The 14,283-nt window shown below is 63.7% G+C and carries 29 protein-coding genes; all 29 read right to left on the bottom strand.

Going from position 1 to position 14,283, the window contains the following annotated elements; genetic code table 11:
- Window positions 1-54 precede the first annotated feature (54 nt).
- The 29 genes from rpsD to rpsJ all read right to left on the bottom strand — a co-directional run bounded on the left by rpsD (window position 55) and on the right by rpsJ (window position 14,204).
- A complete protein-coding gene (gene rpsD / locus J7643_13015; GenBank protein MBO9541502.1) occupies window positions 55-675 on the bottom strand; it encodes a 30S ribosomal protein S4 in 621 nt (206 codons plus the stop codon).
- Window positions 676-694: 19 nt separating this feature from the next.
- Complete coding sequence (rpsK, locus tag J7643_13010) at window positions 695-1,084, bottom strand: 30S ribosomal protein S11 (GenBank protein ID MBO9541501.1); 390 nt, start codon at window positions 1,082-1,084, stop codon at window positions 695-697.
- A gap of 116 nt (window positions 1,085-1,200) precedes the next feature.
- Window positions 1,201-1,569, bottom strand: coding sequence for a 30S ribosomal protein S13 (gene rpsM, locus J7643_13005; GenBank protein ID MBO9541500.1), 369 nt, complete (start codon window positions 1,567-1,569; stop codon window positions 1,201-1,203).
- Between the two features lie 13 nt (window positions 1,570-1,582).
- Complete coding sequence (gene rpmJ, locus J7643_13000) at window positions 1,583-1,696, bottom strand: 50S ribosomal protein L36 (protein ID MBO9541499.1); 114 nt, start codon at window positions 1,694-1,696, stop codon at window positions 1,583-1,585.
- Between the two features lie 90 nt (window positions 1,697-1,786).
- The gene (gene infA / locus J7643_12995; GenBank protein ID MBO9541498.1) at window positions 1,787-2,005 is read right to left on the bottom strand and encodes a translation initiation factor IF-1; all 219 of its coding nucleotides are present in this window, start codon (window positions 2,003-2,005) and stop codon (window positions 1,787-1,789) included.
- Window positions 2,006-2,764, bottom strand: a complete 759-nt coding sequence (map, locus tag J7643_12990; protein MBO9541497.1) for a type I methionyl aminopeptidase — start codon at window positions 2,762-2,764, stop codon at window positions 2,006-2,008.
- A gap of 26 nt (window positions 2,765-2,790) precedes the next feature.
- Window positions 2,791-3,441, bottom strand: a complete 651-nt coding sequence (locus tag J7643_12985) for an adenylate kinase (protein ID MBO9541496.1) — start codon at window positions 3,439-3,441, stop codon at window positions 2,791-2,793.
- A gap of 16 nt (window positions 3,442-3,457) precedes the next feature.
- Window positions 3,458-4,852: a preprotein translocase subunit SecY gene (secY, locus tag J7643_12980; GenBank protein MBO9541495.1), complete on the bottom strand. Its 1,395-nt coding sequence runs from the start codon at window positions 4,850-4,852 to the stop codon at window positions 3,458-3,460.
- Complete coding sequence (gene rplO, locus J7643_12975; protein MBO9541494.1) at window positions 4,852-5,304, bottom strand: 50S ribosomal protein L15; 453 nt, start codon at window positions 5,302-5,304, stop codon at window positions 4,852-4,854. The genes secY and rplO overlap by 1 nt, the downstream gene beginning before the upstream one ends.
- A gap of 36 nt (window positions 5,305-5,340) precedes the next feature.
- Entirely contained in the window at window positions 5,341-5,526 is a 186-nt protein-coding gene (gene rpmD, locus J7643_12970) for a 50S ribosomal protein L30 (GenBank protein MBO9541493.1), read from the bottom strand.
- 10 nt (window positions 5,527-5,536) lie between these two features.
- Window positions 5,537-6,100, bottom strand: coding sequence for a 30S ribosomal protein S5 (gene rpsE, locus J7643_12965; protein MBO9541492.1), 564 nt, complete (start codon window positions 6,098-6,100; stop codon window positions 5,537-5,539).
- Window positions 6,101-6,121: 21 nt separating this feature from the next.
- Window positions 6,122-6,490 (bottom strand): 50S ribosomal protein L18, encoded by a 369-nt coding sequence (gene rplR, locus J7643_12960; protein ID MBO9541491.1) that lies wholly within the window; start codon window positions 6,488-6,490, stop codon window positions 6,122-6,124.
- A 9-nt stretch (window positions 6,491-6,499) separates the two neighbouring features.
- Window positions 6,500-7,045, bottom strand: coding sequence for a 50S ribosomal protein L6 (gene rplF, locus J7643_12955; protein MBO9541490.1), 546 nt, complete (start codon window positions 7,043-7,045; stop codon window positions 6,500-6,502).
- An 11-nt stretch (window positions 7,046-7,056) separates the two neighbouring features.
- Window positions 7,057-7,458 carry a 30S ribosomal protein S8 gene (rpsH, locus tag J7643_12950; protein MBO9541489.1) on the bottom strand — a complete coding sequence of 134 codons (402 nt, stop codon included), beginning with the start codon at window positions 7,456-7,458 and terminating at the stop codon, window positions 7,057-7,059.
- Window positions 7,459-7,553: 95 nt separating this feature from the next.
- A complete protein-coding gene (gene rpsN / locus J7643_12945) occupies window positions 7,554-7,856 on the bottom strand; it encodes a 30S ribosomal protein S14 (protein MBO9541488.1) in 303 nt (100 codons plus the stop codon).
- 10 nt (window positions 7,857-7,866) lie between these two features.
- The gene (rplE, locus tag J7643_12940; GenBank protein MBO9541487.1) at window positions 7,867-8,406 is read right to left on the bottom strand and encodes a 50S ribosomal protein L5; all 540 of its coding nucleotides are present in this window, start codon (window positions 8,404-8,406) and stop codon (window positions 7,867-7,869) included.
- A gap of 17 nt (window positions 8,407-8,423) precedes the next feature.
- Entirely contained in the window at window positions 8,424-8,741 is a 318-nt protein-coding gene (gene rplX, locus J7643_12935; protein ID MBO9541486.1) for a 50S ribosomal protein L24, read from the bottom strand.
- 20 nt (window positions 8,742-8,761) lie between these two features.
- Window positions 8,762-9,127, bottom strand: a complete 366-nt coding sequence (rplN, locus tag J7643_12930; protein MBO9541485.1) for a 50S ribosomal protein L14 — start codon at window positions 9,125-9,127, stop codon at window positions 8,762-8,764.
- 13 nt (window positions 9,128-9,140) lie between these two features.
- The gene (gene rpsQ, locus J7643_12925) at window positions 9,141-9,386 is read right to left on the bottom strand and encodes a 30S ribosomal protein S17 (GenBank protein MBO9541484.1); all 246 of its coding nucleotides are present in this window, start codon (window positions 9,384-9,386) and stop codon (window positions 9,141-9,143) included.
- On the bottom strand, window positions 9,386-9,601 hold the full coding sequence (rpmC, locus tag J7643_12920) for a 50S ribosomal protein L29 (protein MBO9541483.1): 216 nt from the start codon (window positions 9,599-9,601) through the stop codon (window positions 9,386-9,388). The genes rpsQ and rpmC overlap by 1 nt, the downstream gene beginning before the upstream one ends.
- A complete protein-coding gene (gene rplP, locus J7643_12915; GenBank protein MBO9541482.1) occupies window positions 9,582-10,031 on the bottom strand; it encodes a 50S ribosomal protein L16 in 450 nt (149 codons plus the stop codon). Before rplP ends, rpmC begins: the two co-directional genes overlap by 20 nt.
- Complete coding sequence (gene rpsC / locus J7643_12910; GenBank protein MBO9541481.1) at window positions 10,018-10,692, bottom strand: 30S ribosomal protein S3; 675 nt, start codon at window positions 10,690-10,692, stop codon at window positions 10,018-10,020. The genes rplP and rpsC overlap by 14 nt, the downstream gene beginning before the upstream one ends.
- Before the next feature lie 12 nt (window positions 10,693-10,704).
- Window positions 10,705-11,037, bottom strand: coding sequence for a 50S ribosomal protein L22 (rplV, locus tag J7643_12905; GenBank protein ID MBO9541480.1), 333 nt, complete (start codon window positions 11,035-11,037; stop codon window positions 10,705-10,707).
- Window positions 11,038-11,079: 42 nt separating this feature from the next.
- On the bottom strand, window positions 11,080-11,352 hold the full coding sequence (rpsS, locus tag J7643_12900) for a 30S ribosomal protein S19 (protein MBO9541479.1): 273 nt from the start codon (window positions 11,350-11,352) through the stop codon (window positions 11,080-11,082).
- A gap of 17 nt (window positions 11,353-11,369) precedes the next feature.
- Window positions 11,370-12,197, bottom strand: a complete 828-nt coding sequence (gene rplB, locus J7643_12895; protein ID MBO9541478.1) for a 50S ribosomal protein L2 — start codon at window positions 12,195-12,197, stop codon at window positions 11,370-11,372.
- A gap of 12 nt (window positions 12,198-12,209) precedes the next feature.
- On the bottom strand, window positions 12,210-12,494 hold the full coding sequence (rplW, locus tag J7643_12890) for a 50S ribosomal protein L23 (protein MBO9541477.1): 285 nt from the start codon (window positions 12,492-12,494) through the stop codon (window positions 12,210-12,212).
- Window positions 12,495-13,115 (bottom strand): 50S ribosomal protein L4, encoded by a 621-nt coding sequence (gene rplD / locus J7643_12885; protein MBO9541476.1) that lies wholly within the window; start codon window positions 13,113-13,115, stop codon window positions 12,495-12,497.
- An 11-nt stretch (window positions 13,116-13,126) separates the two neighbouring features.
- Window positions 13,127-13,765, bottom strand: coding sequence for a 50S ribosomal protein L3 (rplC, locus tag J7643_12880; GenBank protein MBO9541475.1), 639 nt, complete (start codon window positions 13,763-13,765; stop codon window positions 13,127-13,129).
- Between the two features lie 133 nt (window positions 13,766-13,898).
- On the bottom strand, window positions 13,899-14,204 hold the full coding sequence (gene rpsJ, locus J7643_12875; protein ID MBO9541474.1) for a 30S ribosomal protein S10: 306 nt from the start codon (window positions 14,202-14,204) through the stop codon (window positions 13,899-13,901).
- Window positions 14,205-14,283 lie beyond the last annotated feature (79 nt).

Below are 14,283 nucleotides of genomic sequence, written 5' to 3'. Positions count from 1 at the left end.
TTAGTTACCTCGCCCATGCGGGCGACTGGATTCCCGGTTGAAGGGGATCAGGTCTTAGCGCGAGTAGTACTCAACGATCAGGTTCTCGCGGACCGGGGCGTCGATTTCCTCGCGCGCCGGGATCGCGACGACCGAGCCGGTGAGCTTCTCGGTATCGACGGTCAACCAGTTGGGAACCTTGGCGACAGGGGTGATAGCAGCGGAGCGCTTGCCGAACTCCGTGCTCTTCTCGGTGAGCTGGATCTTGTCACCGACCTTGACGCGGAAGCTCGCGATATCGACGCGGCGGCCGTTCACCAGGACGTGACCGTGACCGACCATCTGACGGGCAGCAGGACGGCTGGGAGCGAAGCCCAGGCGGTGGATGACGTTGTCCAGACGGGTTTCAAGCAGCTGGAGGAGGCGTTCGCCGGTGACACCCGCCTTGCGGGTGGCCAGTTCGTAGTAGCCGAGGAACTGCTTCTCGCCGAGGCCATAGAAGCGACGGGCCTTCTGCTTCTCGCGAAGACGCAGGCCGTACTCGGAGACCTTGTGGCGGGCCTGGCCGTGCTGGCCAGGACGGTAAGCGCGACGAACGACGGGGCACTTGCCGGTGTTGCACTTCTCACCCTTGAGGAAGAGCTTGATGCCTTCCGCGCGGCAGAGACGGCAGACCGGTCCGGTATGACGAGCCAAAGTCTGATTCCTCCTTCAACTAGACGCGACGGCGCTTGGGGGGGCGGCAGCCGTTGTGCGGGATGGGAGTCACGTCCTTGATCAGGCTGACTTCCAGGCCGGCGGCCTGCAGCGCGCGAACCGCGGTCTCACGACCCGAGCCGGGGCCCTTCACGTACACCTCAACCGTGCGCATGCCATGCTCCATGGCGCGCGTGGCGGCCTGCTCGGCAGCCTGCTGGGCGGCGAAGGGGGTACCCTTCTTGGCACCCTTGAAGCCCACGGTTCCAGCGGAACCCCAGGAGATCACGGCCCCGTTGGGGTCGGTGATCGAAACGATCGTGTTGTTGAAGGTGGACGCGATGTGGACCACCCCGCTGTGAACGTTCTTGCGTTCACGGCGCTTAGGCTTAGCAGAAGGCTTAGCCAAGGGAAACTCCTTTCAAAACAGATAACGCCGTCATCCCGGCTGTCGCGACAGGTGCCGCGGCACCCGGTTTACAACGCACGCAAGGCAGCCTGCCCGCGCGCTCTTTGGCGATTGTCTTACTTCTTCTTACCGGCGACGGTCTTCTTGGCGCCGCGGCGGGTACGGGCATTGGTCTTGGTGCGCTGACCGCGGACGGGCAGACCACGACGGTGACGGATGCCGCGGTAGGAGCCGATCTCGATGAGACGCTTGATGTTCATCGAGATGACCCGGCGCAGGTCACCTTCCACCTGACGGTTGCGGTCGATCTCCTCGCGGAGCTTCGCCACTTCGTCCTCGGTGAGGTCGCGGGTACGGGTGTCAGGGTTGATGCCCGTCTTGGCCAGGATGTCCTGGCTGGTCTTCAGACCGATCCCGAAAATGTACGTGAGTGCGATCTCGATCCGCTTCTCGCGGGGCAAGTCGACACCAGCGATACGTGCCATTGATCCTCCTAAACTAACCCTGGCGCTGCTTGTGCTTCGGGTTCTCGCAGATCACCATCACCTTGTTATGGCGCTTGATGACCTTGCACTTGTCGCAGATCGGCTTTACCGATGCACGAACTTTCATTATACCTTACTCCTTCCATAACCTTCGAGCGACCATTGCCCTCAAACCCGCTTGGTTAGCGGGTTCTAGAGAGTTTCTCGAAGGATCTCCTCAGCGCATGCGGTACGTGATGCGGCCGCGCGTGAGATCGTAGGGGCTCAGCTCCACCTTCACCTTATCACCAGGAAGGATTTTGATGAAGTGCTTGCGCATCTTGCCCGAAATGTGAGCGAGCACGCCGTGCCCGTTGCTCAAGACGACGCGGAACATCGCGTTGGGCAGGGCTTCGGCGATCACGCCCTCTAATTCTAGCGTATCCTCTTTGGCCACCTAGCGGCCCTCCTCTCGGGTCAGGATATAGGGCCCTTCGGGGGTGGCGAGCACCGAGTGTTCGAAATGGGCCGACCACGACTTGTCCTTGGTCACCACGGTCCACTTGTTGCCGAGGACCTTGACGCCCGGGCCGCCGATGTTGACCATCGGCTCGATGGCGAAGGCCATGCCGGGCTTGATGACCGGACCGGTGGCAGGCGTTCCGTAGTTGGGGACCTGGGGCGGCTCGTGGAGCTGGCGCCCAATCCCGTGACCCACGTAGTCGCGGACGATCGAAAGGCCGTTCGCCTCGACCAGGGTCTGCACCGCGTGGCCGATGTCGCCGATGCGCTTGCCGACCTGGATCTGCTCGATGCCGCGGTACATAGCCTGCTCGGTGATCGCGAGCAAGTTCAATACCGCCGGGTCGGTAACCTCCCCGACCGGCACCGTGATCGCCGCGTCGCCGTAATACCCCTCCACGATGGCACCCATGTCCATCGAGATGATGTCGCCGCTAGCAAGCTTGCGACGATTCGGCAGCCCGTGGACGACCTCCTCGTTGACCGAGGTGAGGATCGAGCACGGGCAGCCGTAAAGGCCCTTGAACGCGGGGATCGCGCCCTGATCGAGAATGAACTTCTCGCCCAGGGCGTCCAGCTCGCGCGTCGAAATGCCGGGAACGACCAACGAGCGCATGTAAGCCAAGAGCTTGCCGACAACTTTGCCTGCCGCCTTGATGCTATCGATCTCCCGGTCGTTCTTGATGGTGATCATAAGTTCCTATCGGCGTTTGAGGCCGATTACTTGCGGCTGAGGAGCACCTGCTCCAGATCCGCTTGGATTTCGTCGATGCCACGCATCCCGTCCACCGGATAGAGCAAGCCCTTCTCGCGGTAGTAGGCCGTGATCGGAGCGGTCTGGGCGTGGTAGACGTCCAGGCGCTTCGAGACGGTCTCGACGTTGTCGTCAGGCCGCTGGTAGAGCTCCCCACCGCAGTGGTCGCAGACCCCCTCCTTGGAAGGAGGCGCACTGACCAGGTGGAAGGACGCGCCGCAGGCGCGGCACACCCGTCGACCGCTGAGGCGACGGACCAGCTCCTCGGTGGGCACCGAGAAGTCGATCGCCACCTGGAGCGGGCTGCCCACTTCGGCGAGCATGGCGTCGAGGGCACGGGCCTGCTCGAGGGTTCGGGGGAACCCGTCGAGGATGTAGCCCTTCAGGCAATCGTCGCAGCCGATCCGATCGCGGATCAGATCGACCATGAGCGCGTCCGGGACCAGCTCGCCGCGGTCCATGTAGCCCTTGGCCTCGACCCCGAGGGGGGTCCCCTCGCGCACGGCGGCGCGGAGGATGTCCCCGGTCGAGATCTGGGGGATGTGGTGCTTTTCGGCGATCAGGCGCGCCTGGGTACCCTTGCCGGCCCCTGGAGCCCCTAGAAAGACGATCCGCATTGGCGTGAGCCTCCCATTATTTCATGAAACCTTCGTACTGTCGAGCCAAGAGCTGCGTCTGGAGCTGGTTGTGCAGGTCGATGGCGACACCGACCATGATCAACAGCGCCGTGGCGCCCAGGCCCTGGAACGTCGTCACCCCGGTCGCGTTCTCGATGAAGTTGGGCACGATGGCCACGATCCCGAGGAAGAGCGCGCCGATGAAGGTGATCCGGTTGAGGACCCCTTCGAGGTAGTCCGCCGTCGGCTTGCCGGGACGAACGCCGGGGATGAAGTTGCCGAACTTCTGGAGGTTCTTCGCCAGATCCGCCGGGTTCAGCACCAGGCTCACGTAGAAGAAGCTGAAGAAGAAAATCAGCGCGAAGTACAGCACGGCGTAGAGCCAGCCGGACGGCGAGAGCGCCGCCAGGGCGTGGTTGAGGCCCTGCTGCAGGACGTTCCGGATATTATCCCACTGCCAGGCAGCCCCGGTGTTGAAGGCCCAGTTGACCTTGGCGGTCGCGGCTTGCGCCTGGCCACCCAAGAGCTGGGAGATCGTGACGGGGAAGAGCAGCAAGCTCGAGGCGAAGATGATCGGCATAACGCCGCCCTGGTTCACCTTGAAGGGGATGTAGCTGGAGCGCTGCTGGTAGACGCGGCCTCCGACCTGCTTCTTGGCGGCCTGGACCGGAATCTTGCGCGCCCCTTCCTGGACGATGACGATCGCGACCAGGATGGCCAGGAACGACAGCATCAGGAGGGTCACCTGCCACCAGGCGAAGGCGCCGCTCGTGAGACCCTGCTGGGTGGTCTCCCAGTAGCTCGGGATGCGCGAGAGGATACCCGCCATGATCAGCAGCGAGGCGCCGTTACCGATGCCGCGCTCAGTGATCAGCTCGCCGAGCCACATGACGAAGACCGTCCCGGTGATCAGGACGAGCATCGTCGGGATGAAGAAGGTCCAGGGGAAGGGCCCCATGGCCGGATGGCCCGCGACCAGCCCCGATTTCCAAAGCCAGCTGGTGATGCCGTAGGCTTGGACGGTCGCAAGGACCAGGGTGAGGTAGCGGGTATACTGGGCGATCTGCTTGCGCCCCTGCTCGCCGCCTTCCTTCTGGAGCTCCTCGAGCTTCGGAAGGACCGAGGCCATGAGCTGCATGATGATGGAGGCGTTGATGTAGGGGGTGATGCCCAGCGCCAGGATCGAGAACTTCGCCAGCGCCCCGCCCGAGAACAGGTCGAGGAAGCCCCCGAGCAAGTTCCCGGCACCAAATTTGCCGGCGAGGGCCGCATGGTCCACGCCGGCAATGGGGATGTGTACGCCGAAGCGTAGCAAGGCGATCATGGCGAGGGTGAACAGCAGACGCTCCTTCAGGCCGGGAGCCGACCAGAGGTTACGCAGCGCCTGCTGAGCCTGCGCCATATTGATCATTAGCCGAGCACCTCGGCGGTACCGCCGGCGGCCTCGATCTTCTCCTTGGCACCGGGGGTGAAGTAGGTCGCCTTGACCGTGAGCTTCACCGAGAGGGTGCCGTCGCCGAGGACGCGCACGCCGTCGAGCTCCTCGCGGATGAGGCCCTTGGCCACCAGGGCCTGGGCGTCAACCGTGCTGCCCGCCTCGAACTTGGCGAGGTCGCCGACGTTCACGATGGCGAACTTCGCCATGTAGCGGAGGGGCTGCGAGAAGTGGTGCTTCTTGGGGATGCGGCGGAAAAGGGGCTTCTGGCCGCCTTCGAAGCCGATCTTGATGCTCTCGCCCGAGCGCTGGCCCTGGCCGTTGGCGCCGCGGGTCGAGGTCTTACCGTGGCCCGAGCCGTGGCCGCGACCAACGCGCTTCTTGCGCTTGGTGGCACCATCAGCCGGCCTGAGATCCGACAGGTTCATTGGAACTCCTTATCCTTCGATTTTGAGCCGCGGGCGCTAGACCTCGGTAACCTTGACCAGGTGCGTGACCTTGAAGATCATGCCCCGGATCATCGGGCTATCGAAGTGCTCGACCGTGCTGTTCATCTTGCCCAGACCCAGGGCCTTGACGACCGCCTTCTGGCGCTTGTCGTAACCGATGGGGCTCTTGACGAGCTGGACCTTGATCTTGTTGTCAGCCATGAGATGCCTCCTAGCGGCCGAGCAGCTGCTCGACGGTCAGACCGCGGAGCGCCGCCACATCCTCGGCCTTGTGCAGGCGCGAGAGAGCGTTGAGGGTGGCACGGGCGTTGTTCAGGGGGCTGTTGCCGCCGAGCGACTTGGACAGGATGTCCTTGATGCCGGCGAGCTCGAGCACGGTGCGGACCGAACCGCCCGCGATAACGCCGGTACCCTTCGAGGCGGGCTTGATCAGCACGGAGCTGCTGCCCGCGATGCCGGTGATCGCGTGGGGGATGCTGGTCTCGACCATGGTGACGGTCAGCAGGCTCTTCTTGGCATCCGCCACGGCCTTCTGGATCGCCACGATGACTTCGGCGGCCTTGCCGACGCCGACGCCGACCTGGCCCTTGCCGTTGCCGACCACGACGGTCGCGCGGAAGGACATCTTCTTACCGCCCTTGACGACCTTGGTCACGCGGCGGATCTGGACGACCTTCTCCTGCCATTCGGACTCTTCGCGCTCACGCTCCCGAGGGGGGCGGGTGCCGCGGCCCTGGCCGGGACCCCGGCCGCCGCGCGTTTCCTTATTATCCACAATTGCCTCCAAACAGCTTCGTTAGAACGAGAGTCCGCCTTCGCGGGCGCCTTCAGCCAGCGCCGCGATGCGACCGTGATACAGGAACCCACCACGGTCGTAGACGACCGACTCGATCCCCTTGGCCTTGGCGCGCTGGGCGACGGCCTTGCCGACGGCGGTGGCCGCCTCGACCGTACGGCCGTTGGCGATCTGGCTCTTCACCTCGGCGTCGAGGGTCGAAGCCGACACCAGGGTGGTGCCAGCGACGTCATCGATCACCTGGGCGTAGATGTGCTGCTGGCTGCGGAAGACCGCGAGGCGAGGGCGCTCGGCGGTGCCGCTGATGCGCTCGCGCAGGCGGACGTGGCGCCGGGCGATTTCGTGCTTGCGTACTTTCTTCTTGATCACGGCGTGCCTCTACTTCTTCTTGCCGCCGGACTTACCGGCCTTGCGACGGACGACCTCGCCGGCGTACTTGATGCCCTTGCCCTTGTAGGGTTCAGGCGGACGCACCGCGCGGATCTCGGCGGCGATATCGCCAACCAGCTGCTTGTCCGCGCCCTTGACGTGGATCTTGTTGGCGCCCTCGACGGCGATCTCGATGCCGGCGGGGGGGTCGATCTTCACGGGGTGCGAGTAGCCGATCGCGAGGTTGAGCACGCGGCCTTCGAGGGTGGCGCGGTAACCGACGCCGACCATCTCGAGGCTCTTGGTGAAGCCGTTGCTGACGCCTTCGACCATGTTGGCCACCAGGGTGCGCGAGAGGCCGTGACGGGCCCGGGCATCCTGCGAGTCATTCACGCGGGTGACGTTCAGCGCGCCGTCCTCGACCGAGACCGAGACCTCGGGGAGCAGATCGTAGCTGAGCTTGCCCTTGGGGCCCTCGACCGACACCTTGCGACCGTCGACCGAAACCTTGACGTTGCCCGGAATCGAAACCGGACGCTTACCGATACGCGACATTGAGTTCCCCCTTACCAAACGTAGGCGAGGACTTCGCCGCCGACGTTGTCGCGACGGGCCTGCTTATCGGTCATGACGCCCTTGGGGGTCGAGACGATCGCAATGCCCAGGCCGCCCAGGACGCGGGGGAGCTCGCTCTTGCCGGCATACACGCGCAGACCGGGCTTGGAAATCCGCTTGATGCCCGTGATGACGCGCTGCTTGCCAGCGGCGTACTTCAGCGAGACGCGGATGCGGGGGTGATCGTTGGCGTCGGTCACGGCCTCGAAGCCGTGAATGAAGCCTTCCTCCTTGAGGACGCGCGCGATCTCAAGCTTGAGCTTGGAGCTCGGGATGTCCGTGGTGGGCAGGTAGGCGGTGTTGGCGTTACGGATGCGGGTGAGCATGTCCGCAACGGGATCGGTGACTGGCATGAAACCTCCAATGAACGGGGAGTATCCCTCTGGACTTCCCCGTGAAGCCGGGCGAAACGCTTCGCCCGGCTGGGCCTACAGTATCCAGGCTGGACTTACCAGCTGGACTTGACGACCCCGGGCAGCTTCCCCTCGTGGGCCATCTGCCGGAGCTGGTTGCGGCACAGGCCGAACTTCCGGTAGTAGCCGTGGGGACGCCCGGTGAACTGGCAACGGTTGTGGAACCGCACCGGGTTGGAATCGATCGGGAGCTTCTCGAGCTTGGCGCGGGCCTCGGCGACGGACTCCTGGGACTCCGCCTTCTTCATGATCGCCTTGAGCTCGGCGCGCTTGGCGGCGAACTTCGCGATCAGCTCCTGCTGGCGCGCGTGCTTCTGCAACTTGGACGTCTTGGCCATCGTTCGCTCCTTAGTTCTCGCGGAAGGGCATGCCGAGCTTCTTGAGCATGGCGCGCGCCTCTTCGTCGGTCTTCGCGGTGGTGACGATGGTGATGTCCATCCCGCGGATCTTATCGACCTTATCGTACTCGATCTCAGGGAAGATCAGCTGCTCCTTGATACCGATCGAGTAGTTGCCGCGGCCATCGAAGCTCTTGCCCGAGATGCCGCGGAAGTCGCGGATGCGGGGCAGGGCCAGGTTCATGAAGCGATCGAGGAACTCGTACATCCGGCGGCCACGCAGGGTGACCATGGTGCCGATGTTCATGCCCTGACGGAGCTTGAACGTCGCGATCGACTTCTTCGCCTTGGTGATGACGGGCTTCTGGCCCGCGATCTTGGTGAGATCGCCCACGGCGTTCTCGAGGGCCTTGGGGTTCTGAATGGTCTCGCCGAGGCCCATGTTGATCACGACCTTGACGATCCGGGGGACCGCCATGACGTTCTCAATGCCGAAATCCTTCTGGAGGCTCGGCACAACCTCGGTCTTGTACTTCTCGTACATGCGCATCGAAATCAGGTCCTCACTTACTTATCGAGCTGCTCGCCCGAGGTCTTGGCGACCCGGACGCGCTTGCCGTCGGCGAGCGTGGTGACCCCGACGCGGGTCGGCTTGCCAGAGGTGGGGTCGACGGGCATGAGCTTGCTCATGTCGATCGGCGCTTCCTTCTGGACGCGGCCCCCCTGGGGGTTGGCCATCGAGGGCCGGGTGTGGCGGGTGATCACGTTGACGCCCGCCACGATCGCCGTGTTGTCCTTGGGGGTGACGAGCGTGACCTCGCCCTTCTTCCCCTTATCCTTGCCGGCGATAACCATGACGGTATCGCCCTTCTTGATCCGGTTCATGTGGTGTCGACTCCTCGTTCCTACAGGACCTCGGGCGCCAGCGAGATGATCTTCATGAAGTTCTTGTCACGAAGCTCACGAGCGATGGGCCCGAACACGCGGGTCCCGCGAGGGTTGTTGTCCTTGTTGATGATGACGACCGCGTTCTCGTCGAACTTGATGCGGCTGCCGTCCGCGCGGACGACCGAATGCTTGGTCCGGACGATGACGGCCTTGACGACGTCGCTCTTCTTGACCGGCATGTTCGGGGTGGCGTCCTTGACGACGGCGACGATGATGTCGCCGACGTGGGCGTAGCGGCGGTTGCCGCCCAGGACGCGGATGCACATGACTTCGCGGGCGCCGGTGTTGTCGGCGACAGCCAGGCGGGTTTGGACTTGAATCATCGCTTAAACCCTCCTACTTCGCGCGGTCGACGACTTCGACCAGCGACCAACGCTTGTCCTTCGACAGAGGACGGCTCTCGACGATCCGGACGGTGTCGCCGGTGTGGGCGGTGTTCGCCTCGTCGTGGGCCTTGAACTTGTTGGTCGACTTGATGATCTTGCCGTAACGGGGGTGCGGGTGACGCGACTCGACGGCGACGACGATCGTCTTGTCCATCTTGTCGGAAACGACCTTCCCGGTGATCTCTCTACGGGGCATTACTTGGTACCTCCGGCGGCCAGTTCCTGCGTGCGCAAAGCGGTCTGCAGCTGGGCAATCTTGGTCTTGGTCTCGCCGATCTTGGCGGTGTTCTCGAGCTGACGGATGGCCAGCTGGAAGCGCAGGTTGAACAGCTCTTCCTTCGCCGCCTTGAGCTGGGCCTGGAGTTCGGCCGGGCTCAGGGCCGCGAGCTCACTAAACTTCTGCTTCGACACGGGCAGTGCCTCCTTCGGCCGCCTCGGCCTTGGTGATGAACTTGGTCTTGATGGGGAGCTTGTGGGCCGCAAGGCGCATGGCCTCGCGCGCAACTTCCTCGCTCACGCCGTTGATCTCGAACATGACGCGGCCGGGCTTGACGACGGCCACCCAGTACTCGGGCGCACCCTTACCCGAACCCATGCGGGTCTCGGCGGGCTTGGCGGTGACGGGCTTGTCCGGGAAAATCCGGATCCAGACCTTACCGCCGCGCTTGATCGAGCGGGTCATGGCGCGACGCGCGGCCTCGATCTGGCGGGAGTTGATCCAGGCGGGCTCGAGGGCCTGAAGGCCGAACTCGCCGAACTGAACCTCGACGCCACGCGTTTCATGACCGGTCATGCGACCGCGATGCTGGCGGCGGAACTTGGTGCGCTTAGGCATGAGCATGAGCGGAGTCCTCCTTGTTCGTCAGGCTGGGACGGGTGGGGAGCACCTCGCCGCGGTAGATCCAAACCTTGACACCGATGATGCCGTAGACGGTCGTGGCTTCGGTGAAGCCATAGTCGATGTCGGCGCGCAGGGTGTGCAGGGGGATGCGACCGTCGCGGGCCCACTCGGTACGGGCGATCTCGGCGCCGCCGAGACGGCCGGCGACCATGATCTTGATGCCCTTGGCGCCCGACTTCATGGCGCGCATCATCGCCTGCTTCATGGCGCGGCGGAAAGCGATGCGCTTCTCGAGCTGAGCGGCGACGTTCTCGGCGACGAGCTGAGCGTCGGCGTCGATCTTCGAGATCTCCTGGATGTTGATCTGGACCTTCTTGCCGGTCATGCCGGAGACGTCACGACGCAGCTGGTCGATGCCCTGGCCGCCGCGGCCGACGATGATGCCGGGCTTGGCAGCGCTGATGTTGACTTCGAGCTGGTTGCTCTTGCGCTCGATGTCGATGCTGGAGATGCCGGCGTTGAAGAGCTTCTTCTTGACGAAGAGGCGGATCTTGCGGTCCTCGAGCAGGTTCTTCGAGTAGTCCTTGGTGGCGAACCAGCGGCTCGACCAGGGACGCGTGATGTTGAGCCGAAGCCCGATGGGGTGAATCTTCTGTCCCATGTTCTCCTCTTCCTACTTCGTGCCCACGACCACGTGGATGTGGCTGCTGCGCTTCATGATGGGGAAGGCGCGGCCCTGGGCGTGCGGCTGGAAGCGCTTCATGGTCGGACCACCGTCCGCCCAGGTCTTGGTGACGACCAGGGTGCGGGGGTCGACCTGGTGGTTGTGCTCCGCGTTGGCCATGGCCGAGGCGAGCACCTTGGAGACCACCTGGGCGGCGCGCAGGTTGGTGAAGCGGAGGATGGTCATCGCTTCGACGCAGTTCTTGCCGCGGATCAGATCGAGCACGCGTCGCGCCTTACGGGGCGACATGTGCACGTATTTTGCAATGGCTTTGGTTTCCATGTCTTCTAATCTCTTCCTTTTACGGTTCGAGAGAGTCCCGCGTTAGCGGGACTTCTCCGAGCCGCTGTGGCCCTTGTAGAGGCGCGTAGGGGCGAACTCGCCCAGCTTGTGCCCGATCATGTTCTCGGTGATGTAGATGGGCACGTGCTTACGACCGTTGTAGACGGCGATCGTGTGACCGATCATGTTGGGCAGGATCGTCGAGGAGCGGGACCAGGTCTTGATCACGCGCTTCTCGTTGCGCTCGTTCTGGCCTTCGACCTTCTCGAGCAGGGCCGTCTGGACGAAGGGCCCCTTCTTGATGGACCTAGACATTTGTAGGGTGCTCCTTCTTAAGACTTGCGCGACTTAACGATCAACTTGTCGCTAGGACGCTTGCCGCGGCGGGTCTTGTAGCCCATCGCAGGCTTGCCCCAAGGCGTCTGCGGCTTACCGCCGATGGGGCTCTTGCCCTCACCGCCGCCGTGCGGGTGGTCGTTCGCGTTCATCACGACGCCGCGGTTGTGGGGCTTGAAGCCGAGCCAGCGGCTGCGACCGGCCTTACCGATCGAGAGGTTCTTGTGCTCGAGGTTGCCGACCTGACCGATGGTAGCCTTGCACTCGATGTGGACCTTGCGGACCTCGCCCGAGGGCAGCTTCAGGGTGCAGTAGTCGCCTTCCTTGGCCACGATCTGGGCGCCGGCGCCGGCCGAGCGGATCATCTGGCCGCCCTTGCCCGCCTTGAGCTCCACGTTGTGAACGGTGGTACCCAGGGGGATGTTGCGCAGGGGCAGAGCGTTGGCGGTGCGGATGTCCGCCTCGGGGCCCGACATGATGGTCTGACCGACGGTCAGGCCGAGGGGCGCCAGGATGTAGCGCTTCTCGCCGTCCGCGTACACGACCAGCGCGATGCGGGCGTTGCGGTTGGGATCGTACTCGATGGTGGCGACGCGGGCGGGGATGCCGTCCTTGTTGCGCTTGAAGTCGATCACGCGGTAGGCCTTCTTGTGGCCGCCGCCGCGGAAGCGGGTGGTGATCTTACCCTGGTTGTTGCGGCCCGCCTTGCGGGTCAGGTAGCGCACCAGGCTCTTCTCGGGACGATCGGTGGTGATCTCGTCGAAGCCGGAGACGCTCATCCCGCGCGTGCCGGCGGTCATGGGTCTGAACTTTTTGATAGGCATGGACGTCTCCTACTAGGTTCCGTAGATGTTGATGGTCGAGCCTTCGGCCAGGGTGATGACAGCCTTCTTGCTAGACTTGGTCTCACCGATCCTCGCACCCACGCGTTTCGTCTTGGACTTGATCGCGCTGGTGGTGACGTCCGTGACCTTCACCTTGAACAGGAGCTCAGCCGCACGGGCGATGTCGATCTTGGTGGCCTTGCGCTCGACTTCGAACACGTACTTGTTCTGCTCGCCGAGCATGGCGCTCTTCTCAGTGACCAGCGGCCGCTTGAGAACGGTGTACAAATCGCTCATTTATGCAAAAACCTCTTCGATCCGCTGCAGGGCGGCGGGAGTAACCACGATTTTATCATGGTTTAGCAGATCTTTAACATTAAGATTCTGCGCGAGAATCACGGTCACGCCGGCGATGTTGCGGGCCGACTTGGTGACGACCTCGTTCACGGCGTCGAGGATGATGAGAACCTTGCCCGTGGCGCCGATCTTCGTCAAGAAGGAGGCGACGGTCTTGGTGCTGGGGGCCTCGAGCTTCCACTCGGTCAGACCGATCAGGTCGTTGACCTTGGCCGAGAGGGCCGAGCGGAGCGCCAGGCGGCGCATCTTGCGGGGCATAGCCTTGGTGTAGTTGTTGAAGGGCTTGGGCCCGAAGACCACACCACCGTGCCGCCACAGGGGGCTGCGGCTGGAGCCGGCGCGAGCGCGGCCGGTGCCCTTCTGCTTCCAGGGCTTCTTACCACCGCCGGAGACCTCGGAGCGGGTCAGGGTCGAGTGGGTACCGGCGCGCCAGTTCGCCATCTGGCGAACGAGGTGCAGGTGCATGACGTGGGTGTTGGGCTCGATGGCGAAGACGGCATCCGAGAGGGCGCGGTCGCCAGCGGCGTTGCCCGAAAAATCAATCAGCTTAAGCGTAGGCATCGTCTTCTCCTTTACCGGCCGACCTTGACGGCGGGACGGACCGTGACCAGGCCGCCCTCGGCCCCGGGGATGGCGCCCTTGATGAGAAGGATACCCTTCTCGGCGTCAACCTTGACCACCTTGAGGTGGCGGACGGTGACCTGCTCGTTGCCCATGTTGCCGGGCATCTTCACGCCCTTGTAGACGCGCTGGGGGGTGGTACCGGCGCCGATGGAGCCGGGGTGACGGTGGAACTTCGAGCCGTGGGACATGGGACCGCGGCCGCTGTGGAACCGCTTCATCATGCCGGCGAAGCCCTTACCGATCGAGGTACCGATCACGTCGATGACCTGACCCTCGGTGAAGATGTCGGCCTTGATCTCCTGACCCAGCGAGAAGCTGGACACGTCGTCGAGGCGGAACTCCTTCAGGTGGCGGAGGAGCTTGCCCTCGCCGGCCTTCTTGAGGTGGCCCTGCTGACCCTTGGTCAGGTGCTTGGCCTTGGCATCGGTGAAGCCGATCTGGATGGCCTTGTAGCCTTCCTTCTCGGTGGTCTTGATCTGGGTGACGAAGCAGGGGCCCGCTTCGACGACGGTCACGGGGATGACCTGACCGTTGGCATCGAAGATCTGGGTCATGCCCAGCTTCTTCCCAAGAATACCTAGGGACATTGTTGATTAACTCCTTGTGTGCAGGGGCTCAGCGTTCGTTTCGACGGCGAGATCGGGGTCTAGGCGACCCCGATCCGACGTGCGATTTCCAACCGCACGGGCTGCTTGCGGCAGCCCGTGGCCCCGTAACCGATTACAACTTGACTTCGATGTCGACGCCGGCGGGCAGATCGAGCCGCATGAGCGCATCGACGGTCTTGGGGTTGGGCTCCATGATGTCGATGAGGCGCTTGTGGGTGCGGATCTCGAACTGCTCGCGCGACTTCTTGTCGACGTGCGGCGAACGCAGCACGCAGTAGATCGACTTGGCCGTAGGCAGGGGAATCGGCCCGACGATGCGGGCGCCCGTGCGGCGGGCGGTGTCGACGATCTTCTCAGTCGAGGCGTCGATCAGCTTGTGATCGTAAGCCTTGAGCCGGATACGGATTTTCTCTTGCATTGTTCTCTCTAATCTCCAGTGAGAGCTTAGCCCATGATGCTGGCGACGACGCCAGCGCCGACGGTGCGGCCGCCCTCAC

This window comes from bacterium, from assembly GCA_017744355.1.
Classification (GTDB): Bacteria; Cyanobacteriota; Sericytochromatia; order S15B-MN24; family UBA4093; genus JAGIBK01.
This window is presented reverse-complemented; position numbering and strand designations above follow the sequence as displayed.

Bases quoted from the DNA above. Each gene is read 5' to 3' on its own strand.
- rpsM (MBO9541500.1), bottom strand. From the start codon at position 1,569: ATGGCACGTATCGCTGGTGTCGACTTGCCCCGCGAGAAGCGGATCGAG.
- rpmJ (MBO9541499.1), bottom strand. From the start codon at position 1,696: ATGAAAGTTCGTGCATCGGTAAAGCCGATCTGCGACAAGTGCAAGGTC.
- map (MBO9541497.1), bottom strand. From the start codon at position 2,764: ATGATCACCATCAAGAACGACCGGGAGATCGATAGCATCAAGGCGGCA.
- J7643_12985 (MBO9541496.1), bottom strand. From the start codon at position 3,441: ATGCGGATCGTCTTTCTAGGGGCTCCAGGGGCCGGCAAGGGTACCCAG.
- secY (MBO9541495.1), bottom strand. From the start codon at position 4,852: ATGATCAATATGGCGCAGGCTCAGCAGGCGCTGCGTAACCTCTGGTCG.
- rplO (MBO9541494.1), bottom strand. From the start codon at position 5,304: ATGAACCTGTCGGATCTCAGGCCGGCTGATGGTGCCACCAAGCGCAAG.
- rpmD (MBO9541493.1), bottom strand. From the start codon at position 5,526: ATGGCTGACAACAAGATCAAGGTCCAGCTCGTCAAGAGCCCCATCGGT.
- rplF (MBO9541490.1), bottom strand. From the start codon at position 7,045: ATGTCGCGTATCGGTAAGCGTCCGGTTTCGATTCCGGGCAACGTCAAG.
- rpsH (MBO9541489.1), bottom strand. From the start codon at position 7,458: ATGCCAGTCACCGATCCCGTTGCGGACATGCTCACCCGCATCCGTAAC.
- rpsN (MBO9541488.1), bottom strand. From the start codon at position 7,856: ATGGCCAAGACGTCCAAGTTGCAGAAGCACGCGCGCCAGCAGGAGCTG.
- rplE (MBO9541487.1), bottom strand. From the start codon at position 8,406: ATGCGCATGTACGAGAAGTACAAGACCGAGGTTGTGCCGAGCCTCCAG.
- rplX (MBO9541486.1), bottom strand. From the start codon at position 8,741: ATGAACCGGATCAAGAAGGGCGATACCGTCATGGTTATCGCCGGCAAG.
- rplN (MBO9541485.1), bottom strand. From the start codon at position 9,127: ATGATTCAAGTCCAAACCCGCCTGGCTGTCGCCGACAACACCGGCGCC.
- rpsQ (MBO9541484.1), bottom strand. From the start codon at position 9,386: ATGCCCCGTAGAGAGATCACCGGGAAGGTCGTTTCCGACAAGATGGAC.
- rplP (MBO9541482.1), bottom strand. From the start codon at position 10,031: ATGCTCATGCCTAAGCGCACCAAGTTCCGCCGCCAGCATCGCGGTCGC.
- rpsC (MBO9541481.1), bottom strand. From the start codon at position 10,692: ATGGGACAGAAGATTCACCCCATCGGGCTTCGGCTCAACATCACGCGT.
- rplV (MBO9541480.1), bottom strand. From the start codon at position 11,037: ATGGAAACCAAAGCCATTGCAAAATACGTGCACATGTCGCCCCGTAAG.
- rpsS (MBO9541479.1), bottom strand. From the start codon at position 11,352: ATGTCTAGGTCCATCAAGAAGGGGCCCTTCGTCCAGACGGCCCTGCTC.
- rplB (MBO9541478.1), bottom strand. From the start codon at position 12,197: ATGCCTATCAAAAAGTTCAGACCCATGACCGCCGGCACGCGCGGGATG.
- rplW (MBO9541477.1), bottom strand. From the start codon at position 12,494: ATGAGCGATTTGTACACCGTTCTCAAGCGGCCGCTGGTCACTGAGAAG.
- rplD (MBO9541476.1), bottom strand. From the start codon at position 13,115: ATGCCTACGCTTAAGCTGATTGATTTTTCGGGCAACGCCGCTGGCGAC.
- rplC (MBO9541475.1), bottom strand. From the start codon at position 13,765: ATGTCCCTAGGTATTCTTGGGAAGAAGCTGGGCATGACCCAGATCTTC.
- rpsJ (MBO9541474.1), bottom strand. From the start codon at position 14,204: ATGCAAGAGAAAATCCGTATCCGGCTCAAGGCTTACGATCACAAGCTG.